6 protein-coding genes are annotated in these 9,506 nt (G+C 30.2%); all 6 read right to left on the bottom strand.

Going from position 1 to position 9,506, the window contains the following annotated elements; all coding sequences use genetic code 11:
* Positions 1–11: 11 nt before the first annotated feature.
* The 6 genes from ACTHW2_RS07160 to ACTHW2_RS07185 all read right to left on the bottom strand — a co-directional run bounded on the left by ACTHW2_RS07160 (position 12) and on the right by ACTHW2_RS07185 (position 9,293).
* Complete coding sequence (locus ACTHW2_RS07160) at positions 12–3,215, bottom strand: FtsX-like permease family protein (RefSeq protein WP_442263275.1); 3,204 nt, start codon at positions 3,213–3,215, stop codon at positions 12–14.
* Positions 3,215–3,919: an ABC transporter ATP-binding protein gene (locus ACTHW2_RS07165; protein ID WP_442263276.1), complete on the bottom strand. Its 705-nt coding sequence runs from the start codon at positions 3,917–3,919 to the stop codon at positions 3,215–3,217. The genes ACTHW2_RS07160 and ACTHW2_RS07165 overlap by 1 nt, the downstream gene beginning before the upstream one ends.
* Positions 3,920–4,134: 215 nt before the next feature.
* On the bottom strand, positions 4,135–5,583 hold the full coding sequence (locus ACTHW2_RS07170) for an aminoacyl-histidine dipeptidase (protein WP_442263277.1): 1,449 nt from the start codon (positions 5,581–5,583) through the stop codon (positions 4,135–4,137).
* Between the two features lie 19 nt (positions 5,584–5,602).
* Entirely contained in the window at positions 5,603–6,814 is a 1,212-nt protein-coding gene (gene pepT / locus ACTHW2_RS07175; protein ID WP_442263278.1) for a peptidase T, read from the bottom strand.
* A 28-nt stretch (positions 6,815–6,842) separates the two neighbouring features.
* On the bottom strand, positions 6,843–8,363 hold the full coding sequence (locus tag ACTHW2_RS07180; protein ID WP_442263279.1) for a YfcC family protein: 1,521 nt from the start codon (positions 8,361–8,363) through the stop codon (positions 6,843–6,845).
* Between the two features lie 153 nt (positions 8,364–8,516).
* A complete protein-coding gene (locus ACTHW2_RS07185; RefSeq protein ID WP_442263280.1) occupies positions 8,517–9,293 on the bottom strand; it encodes a J domain-containing protein in 777 nt (258 codons plus the stop codon).
* Positions 9,294–9,506 lie beyond the last annotated feature (213 nt).

The raw sequence follows: 9,506 nt of genomic DNA on the forward strand, positions 1-9,506 counted from the left end.
GTCCTAGTTTTTTAATCTACTGATTTTAATGATTCTACCATCTCTACAGCTCTTAATTTATAGTGCATTACAATATTTACTATTACTGCAAAAACTACTGTCAATACACTTGCGTATATAAAACTATTTCTATGAAGTTTTAATCCGAGCATTAAACTTTCCATCTCCACAGTAACTATTATAAACTTGTGCAAGAATATACCGATAATCAATCCCGTAATAGTACCTATTATAGTCAATATAATATTTTCCCTATAAATATAGGCTGATACTTCACTATTATAAAAACCTAATACTTTTATCGTTGCAATTTCTCTTATTCTTTCACTTATATTTATGTTTGTAAGATTATAAAGAACTACAAAAGCTAGTGCTCCTGCAAAAACTATCATAACTAAAACTACATAGTTTAAGCTACTTATTGTGTCCTCTAAGTTATCCCTTTCGGTTGATATAAAACTAACATTGTTTATTCCATCATTATTTATAAGAGTCTTTGCTATTTCTTCTTCCGACTCTTTAAAATCATTATCAAGTCTTCCTAATGCCTGATTGTATTCTAATGATTGATTAAAGATCTTCCTATAATTTTCTGCTGTAATATATATATAGTTAAAGGTATAGTTTTCTGTTATTCCTTCAATTTTTACCTCTTTTTTCTTATCGTCACTATTTATTAGTTCTATAGTATCTCCTTTTTTTATATCTAAGGTTCTACTCATTCCTTCTGTTATGACTACTCCATTTTTAAGTTTTATCTCTTTATTATTTTGTCTATTTTGCAATTGAATAAAGTTATTAAATCCTTCCGTATCTCTTGGCACAATTATATTTATGTCTTTTTCTTCATTGTTAAAAGATACTTTACCACCTTCTGAAAGAACTAATTTATAGTCTTCTATCCTATTTTCTTTATCTAAAGATTTTAACCCCTCTGAATCTAAGTTTATTTCAGTATCATATGCAAATATTTGACCATACTGTTTATCTACAACTGTTTGTATAGAATCTTTTATACCAAATCCTGCAACTATTAAAGCTGTACATCCTGCTATTCCAAATACTGTCATAAAAAACCTTCTCTTATATCTAAATAAGTTTCTAATTGTTACCTTATAGCTAAAATTAAATCTATTCCATATTACCGGTATTTTTTCCAGTAAAATAGTTTTACCAAGCTTTGGCGCCTTTGGTCTCATAAGAGATGCTGGGTTTTCTTTTAATTCATTGCTTGATGCTAAATAAGCAGTTATTGTTGTTAAAGCTATAGAAGCAATTGATATAAGTGATGCTAATTTAAAGTTAAAATTTAATATAACTGGAGGTAGTGCATACATAAGTGCATATGCATTAAATATAATTATCGGAAAAAGTGTATACCCAATCGTAATACCTAATATAGATCCTATTACCGTTGCTGTAAATGCATAAATTATATATTTAGATGCTATATCTTTTTTACGGTAACCTAAGGCTTTTAGAGTACCTATGGTTATTCTTTGTTCATCAACCATCCTAGTCATTGTAGTTAATGATACCAATGCTGCTACAAGAGCAAAGAATAGTGGAAATACCTTTGCAAGTGCATCTATTCTATCTGCTGACTGTCCATAATCCACATATGAAAAATGTTTTTTTCTATTCAATATATTCCATTCAGCTTTTTCAAGGTCCTTTAAATCTTCTTCACCTTTTTCAATCTCTTTTAAAGCTTCATCTAGTTCTTTTTCTGCTTTTTCTTTTTCTTCTTCATACTCTTTTTCGCCTTCTTCTAGCTCTTCTTTTGCTTGATTAAGATCTGCTCTTGCATCTTGTAACTCTTTTTTACCTTTTTGCTCCTCATTTGCTAAATTCCTTTTTTCTTGTTCAAGTACATTTTTTGATCTATCTAATTCAGCTTTAGATGCAGCTAGCTTTTGTTCAGCAATCCTTAATTCTTCTTTATTTTTTTGCAGTTCTTCCTTGCCTGCTTTATATTCAGCTTTACTACTAGAGAGAGTATTTTTTAATTCTTTTTCTTGCTCTTCTAATTGAAGCTTTTCTTCTTCTAGAAGCTGTGGGTTTTGAAGTGCCAATTCTATATCTTTTATATTTGATTCCAAAGTAGAAATACCTTTTTCAGCTTTGTCTAATTCTTCTTCAGCCTTTTTAAACTCTTTATCTGCCACTTCTTTTTGTTTGTTAAGTTCTTTAAGACCTTTCTGATATTCTGCTTGTCCATCATTAATCTTCTTTTGGGCACTATTTATCTGAGATTTACCATCTTCTATAGCTGAATAAAATTTATTTTCATTTCTTCTTAATTCTGCTTCTGCATTTTCTATTTCTTTTCTTCCATCTTCTAGCTCTTTTAAAGCCTTATCTAATTCTTTTTCAGCTTTTTCTTTTTCTTCTTCATATTCTTTTCTACCTTCATCTAATTCTTCTTTTGCTTCATCATAGATTTCTTTATACCTTATCTCTTGTCTTTCTTTAGATATATCTTTTACTTTATCTTCAACCGGTTTTACTCTATCAAAGTATTCATCCTTATAGGAGTTTAACTCAGCTACACTGTCTATATTTACTAATATATCTGTAAATACATCTATTTTAAAGTTCTTTTGGGGTATCATTATAAAATCTCTTAACTGCCCATTTCCTATATCTGTATTTCCTTTTTCAAAAGAAAGATAGTTTGGACTTTGTATGAAACCTACTACAGTAAATTCAGTGTTTTTTAAATCTTCTTTTAAATCTTCTTTTTTCCCCGATGAAAGTTTTATCTTTGAACCTATTTTAGCTTCTAAAGAGTTCTGATTTTCAACTTCTATTACACACTCATCTAACTTTTCTGGAAATCTTCCTTCTATCAGCTTTGCAGCGTTTACTTGATCTTTATCTTTAAAATCATGAACTCTAAGAGCTATTTCTTTTTCTCCATCTTCTGCAATTGCATCCATTGTATAGGAACCTTGTGCTCTTTTTATCCCATCGAGTTTTGATATTGCGTCTACATCATCTTCAGTAAGACCTAAGTTTGATACAACTCTTAGATCCATAAAATTATAATCATCAAAATATTTATCTGCTGTTAGTTTCATATCCTCAGGAGCCATTTTAAGTCCAGAGAAAAATGCTACTCCTAGTGCTATAATAGCAACTATTGATATAAACCTTCCAAAGGATCCCTTTATATCTCTAAATATATCTTTTATAAGCGATTTCTTTCTCACTACCACTCAATCCTTTCTACTGGAGTAGGATTTTTATTTATTTCTTGATTTTCTATCTTCCCATTTCTAACTTTAATCAATTTATCACCCATTGGAGTTATTGAAAGATTTTGGGTGATAACTACAACTGTCTTACCCATTTTTCTTCCTGTATCTTGTAAAAGTTTTAATATAGCTTTACCAGTATTATAGTCAAGAGCGCCAGTAGGCTCATCACAAAGTAATAGTTTAGGATTTTTAGCAAGTGCCCTAGCTATGGCAACTCTTTGCTGCTCTCCCCCTGAAAGTTGAGATGGGAAGTTGTCCTTTCTAGATGTAAGACCTACCGATTCAATTACCTCTTCTATGTTTAAAGGATCCTTACATATTTGAGTTGCAAGTTCTACATTTTCAATAGCTGTTAAGTTCTGTATTAAATTATAAAACTGAAATACAAAACCTATATCATGTCTTCTATAAGTAATAAGCTGTTTATTATTTAGTTTATCAATTCTATTTCCATCCACAGTTATATTACCAGAAGTAGTCTTGTCCATTCCTCCAAGTATATTTAAAATAGTAGTCTTTCCAGCACCACTTGCACCCGCTATTATTACAAACTCTCCTTCGTCTATAGTAAAATCTGCTCCATTAAGGGCGTTTATTTCAACTTCTCCCATTTTATATATCTTTTTAACATCTTTAAACTCAATATATTTACTCATCTTCTATCACCTTATTCCTTTTCTATATCTAAATATTGTATCATAGTTATAGATTTTAATTAACCTTTAATGAACTTTTACGCTAATAATATACTACTTAGAATGTTAAAAGTATTTAGAGATAAAAAAACACCTCCAAGTAGATAGCCTATTTTAAATTAATTAGACTGTCTACTTTGGAGGTGTTATATCAAATTCTATGGTCTTCTTTTAAATTATTTTAAAGCTTTTAATAGTTCTTTTAGGTATTCAAAAGTTCTTTGAGTAGATGAGATGCTTAGCTTTTCTTCTGGCGTATGAACATCGTACATATTTGGTCCAAAAGATATTATATCAATATCTGGATATTTTTTAGCAAATACACCAGATTCAAGTCCTGCATGAATGACTGTTGTTTCCATTTCTTTACCTGTTAACCTTTTATACACTTTAACTGCAGTATCTCGAAGCCCTGATACTTCTCTGAATTCCCACTCTGGATATTCATTACTTATATTGTATTGTGCCTTATGTTTTTTAGCTGTATCTATTATTTCTTTTCTAAGTTTTAATAAGATATCTGGATTTGAACTTCTAGTAGACGTTTGAATCACAAACTTTTCCTTATCTAAATTTACTATAGCAAGATTACTTGAACTTTCAACCACAGATTTATCTTCTTTCAATTTTGTGTATATTCCCGTAGGTATAGTTTCTAAAAGTTCCAGTATATTCTTTAATGTATCCTTATTTAAAACCCTAGAAACTTCTCCTTTCTCTTCTATAATTATATTTATATCCTTTTCTTTTTCTTTATTGTCCTTTATTATGTCATTTTTAATCTTATCTAGCTCTTCACTAAAGCCTTTAATCTCATCTTTTTTAACAGCAATTTCAGCTAAACTATTTCTAGGTATTGCATTATCTTTACTTCCACCTCTTAAAGAAATTAAATAATAGTCTACTTCATCCTTTAACTTATTTAAAACTTCAGCTAAAGTTTTATGAGCATTTAACCTTCCTTTATCTATTTCCATGCCAGAATGTCCACCAAATAAACCTTTTACCTCGATAGAAAACTCTTTTAAATCTTTCTTTTCTTCATATTGAACAGGAAGCCTGACATCTATAAGTTCACCACCAGCAGAACCTACAGTTAAAATTCCCTCTTCTTCTGAATCTACATTGAAAAGTCTTTTACCTTTAAGGACTTTATCTGACAGACCAAGTGCGCCATCCATTCCTATTTCTTCTGCTGTAGTTACTAAAAATTCAAGTGGAGGATGTTCTAGTGAAGTATCTTCTAAAATAGAAAGACCCATAGCTACAGCTATTCCATTATCTGCCCCTAAAGTAGTTTTATTTGCCTTTATAAAGTCACCTTCTACTATTAAATCAATAGGATCTTTTTGAAAGTTGTGTCTGCTAGTTTCCTCTTTTTCACATACAATATCCATATGCCCTTGAATAATAACACTATCTGAATCTTCATAACCTTTAGATGCAGGTTTTCTTATGATTATATTCATATTTTCATCTTGAATAGTTTCAAGATTTAGTTTTTCTCCTATTGATTTTAGATAATCGCTTATCTTTCTCTCCTCGTAGGAACATCTGGGAATCTTACTTATCTCTTCAAAATAATAAAAAACTCTTTCTGGCTTTAATCCTTTTAGTTTATCCATTTAAATCTCCTTCTCTTTATTATTTATTATTATTTTCTATAATCTTTAAAATTGTTTTGGATGCAAGATCCATAGATTCAGTTGGAATAAATTCAAATCTTCCATGAAAGTTATATCCACCTGTAAATATATTTGGTGTAGGAAGTCCCATATAGGAAAGTCTTGCTCCATCAGTGCCACCTCTTATAGGTTCTATAATAGGTTTTATGCCTAAGTCTTCCATAGATCTTTTAGCTAACTCTACTATGTCTATATGAGGCTCTATCTTTTCTTTCATATTATAATAGCTATCCTTTATATTTAGCTCTATAATATGACCATATTTTTTATTTAAAAACCCTACTACTGACCTTATAAGATCCTTTTTTATCTCAAACCTTTCCATAGAGTGATCTCTTATTATATATTTCATATTCGTCTTATCTACAACCCCAATTATTTCCATCAATAAAAAGAAACCTTCATAGTCTTTTGTATACTCTGGTTTTTGATCTGATGGGAGCATATTTTCGATTTCACTAGCAATCCTTAATGAATTCACCATTATATTTTTTGCACTACCAGGATGTACATTTCTACCTTGAATATCTATATCTACACTTGCTGCATTAAAGTTTTCATATTGAAGTTCTCCTAAAGGTCCTCCGTCTATTGTATATGCAAAATCTGCACCAAAGCCTTCTACATCAAATAAATCTGCTCCCTTTCCAACTTCCTCATCAGGAGTAAATCCTATCTTTATATCCCCATGTTTTATATCTTCGTTATTTACAAGATATTGTACTGCATTCATAATGGCTGCAATACCAGCTTTATCATCTGCTCCAAGCAAAGTGGTTCCATCTGTCGTTATAAGTTCTTTTCCTACTAACTCCTTTATAAAAGGAAAGTCTTTTTCTCTTATACTATACTCATCATTTAGCCTTATATCTCCACCTTTATAAGTGAACATTTGTGGATTTACACATTTTCCTGGCGCATCAGGACTAGTATCCATATGAGCGATAAAACCTATAGTTGGAACTTTTTTATCTATATTAGATTTTAAACTAGCATATACATATCCATTGCCATCCATTTTTACATCATTAAGTTCAAACTTATCTAATTCTTTCTTTAATAATTTTGCCAATTCTAACTGTTTTTTACTTGTTGGAACAGTGTCACTACTTTCATCTGATCTTGTATCTATGGCTATATATCTTTTAAATCTATCTACTATACTTTCCATTTATATCCCCCTCTTTACCTTTATTTATCTAAAATAAAAGTGTATTAATACCTAGCATTATGGCTGCGAACACTGCTATTATACCCATAAGTGGCAGCACAAACTTTAACCATTTATCATAAGTTACATCTACCATTTCAAGAGTTGCAAGAATTAGTCCTGTTGGAGTAATAAACTGCATAAGTCCATGTCCCCAATTATATGCAGTAACAACTATAGCTCTTGAAACATTTACAGTGTCAGCAAGTGGTGCCATTATAGGCATTGATAAAGTAGCAAGACCTGAACTTGAAGGAATAAAAAATCCTAATATACTAAATAAAATCATCTGAACAACTGCAAATATACCTTTATTCATATTTTCTATTATCCCTGAAGCATAAAATAAAAGTGTATCTGAAATCATACCATTATCCATTATAATATTTATTCCTCTTGCTACTCCAATTATTAAAACTACTCCTATAAGATCAGCTGCACCATTTAAAAAGGTAGCTACAGCTTCTTTTTCTCCAAGACCCGATAAGAATATTATTATCAAAGCTACGGCTAGAAATAATCCTGCCATTTCCCCAAACCACCAATCTTGAGAGGCTACTCCCCAAACCATGATTGGAAATGCTCCTAAAAATACTACTAACATAAGAACTCTCTGCCAATTAAATTTTACTACATTATCTGGATCATAGCCTTCTAAAAACTTATTATCAATTCTATCTTTAGCTTCATAAATAATAGAATTTTTTGGATCTTTTTTAACTTTCCTAGCGTAACGGTAAATATATATAAGAACTATGGCAGTTGCCAATACAAGTCCTATAATCCTAAAGGTAAGTCCCTCTTTAAATGAAATACCTGCAGCATCTGAAGCTATAACTATAGAAAAGGGATTAACTGTAGAAAACATGGCACCTATTGCAGCGCCTAAATATATTGCTGCTATCCCTATTATAGCATCATAACCAGCAGATAAAAATATAGGTAATAATATTGGATAGAGTGCTATGGTCTCTTCTGCTAATCCAAATGTACTACCTCCTATTGCTGTAAGGGTTGCAACTACAATTACCAGTAAAAATTGTTTTCCTTGTGTCTTCTTCGATAGTGCTGATATACCAGCATCAAATGTCCCTGTTTTATTTATAAGTCCTATTATACCACCAAGTATAAGGACAAATACCATTATATCTACTGTATCTAGAACACCATCAACTGGTGCCATTATAAAATCTAATATTCCCTGTGGTTGTTGTTCTATAGATTCATAGGTTCCAGGTATAGCTACAGGCTTGTTAATACTACCATCTTCAAATTTTTCTAAATCCATTATTACATTCATATCATCTAAAGTTTCTTGACTTGCCGGCATCACACTTTGCTCACCACTTTGGTCTTCAACTATAAATGTACCATCTTCAACATATGACAGTCTTTCATAAGCTCCAGCCGGAACTATATAGGTTAAAACTACTACAAGTATAAGTACTATAAAAAGAACCGTAAAAGCCGAAGGAAATTCAAATTTCTTTTTTTTCTTCCTATTTCCCATATTTCTCATCTCCTTAAGATATTTTTTATCTCTCAAGAAAGAGTATTTACATATGGTAGAAATTTTATAATACCTTTTTAAAAGCTAGTTAAGAAACATTGATAATAATTAACATAAAAAAATATAGTTAAGCTAGCTTAACTATATTTTTTATTAATTTAAAGTTTTATATCTTTCAATATTAGCTTCATTTAAAAATTCATATGCATCGTTTATCTTTTGAAACATTTCGGTTGCATTTTCAGCTTTATTTATATCTGGATGATATTCCTTAGCTTTTTTCCTATAGGCAAGTTTTATTTCATATATATCAGCATCAGTAGTAAGTCCCAATAAATTTATGCTGTTTTCATACTTCTGCTTAAACTCTATACTCGGATTTTGATATGTTTGTCCCCCAAATCCACCAGTGCTATATCCTCCCTGATTGAAACCTCCACCACGTCTTTGATATTCATTCCACTGTCTAAATCTTTCTTCCCATTCTCTTTGTTGTTCTTCTTGCTGTTTTCTCCATTCTTTTCTTCGTCTTTCTGCTTCCATATCTTTATACTTGTCACCATATTCATTAAAGGAGCTAAATGTTTTTTCTTTGCCTTCCCTATAATAAGCTGCAGAGTCAAATAAAAACTCCGTTATCATATATTTTCTATATTTTAAATATGATATAAGTTTTGTTCCACCTACTATTATAAGTATTGTAAGTAAAACGGTTAAAATAAATATTGGGTGAAAAAGTATAAAAATTCCAAAAGGACTCATAAGTAAAAGTATCAATAAACATCCTCCAGCACTTATCAATGCTAAAAATCCTTGAGCTAATCCTTTTACAAGCCCTACTATAACTTCTGTTATAGCTATAAATATATCAAATAATATCTCTATAAATTTTGCAAAATAATATATAATCTCTCCTAAAAACCTATTCATTGTATCCACCCATAAATATTATTCTTCCTCTCTTTAAAAAAATCAATATAAGATTACTTTATCATTATTTATAGCAAACTTCAATACTTCAATATAAGCTTTTAAAATAAAAGTTTTAGAACAGTTTTGTAACTAATTGAATACTATATAATCAAAGCATTATAGATAGTTGCAGAATGTGATTTTTAAAAATATCTGTGTTATCCACAAGAA

It is taken from the genome of Tissierella sp., from assembly GCF_052089545.1.
GTDB lineage: Bacteria > Bacillota > Clostridia > Tissierellales > Tissierellaceae > Tissierella_A.

Excerpts from the sequence above, each read along its gene's own strand:
- ACTHW2_RS07165 (WP_442263276.1), bottom strand. The coding sequence starts at position 3,919 with ATGAGTAAATATATTGAGTTTAAAGATGTTAAAAAGATATATAAAATG.
- ACTHW2_RS07170 (WP_442263277.1), bottom strand. The coding sequence starts at position 5,583 with ATGGATAAACTAAAAGGATTAAAGCCAGAAAGAGTTTTTTATTATTTT.
- pepT (WP_442263278.1), bottom strand. The coding sequence starts at position 6,814 with ATGGAAAGTATAGTAGATAGATTTAAAAGATATATAGCCATAGATACA.
- ACTHW2_RS07180 (WP_442263279.1), bottom strand. The coding sequence starts at position 8,363 with ATGGGAAATAGGAAGAAAAAAAAGAAATTTGAATTTCCTTCGGCTTTT.
- ACTHW2_RS07185 (WP_442263280.1), bottom strand. The coding sequence starts at position 9,293 with ATGAATAGGTTTTTAGGAGAGATTATATATTATTTTGCAAAATTTATA.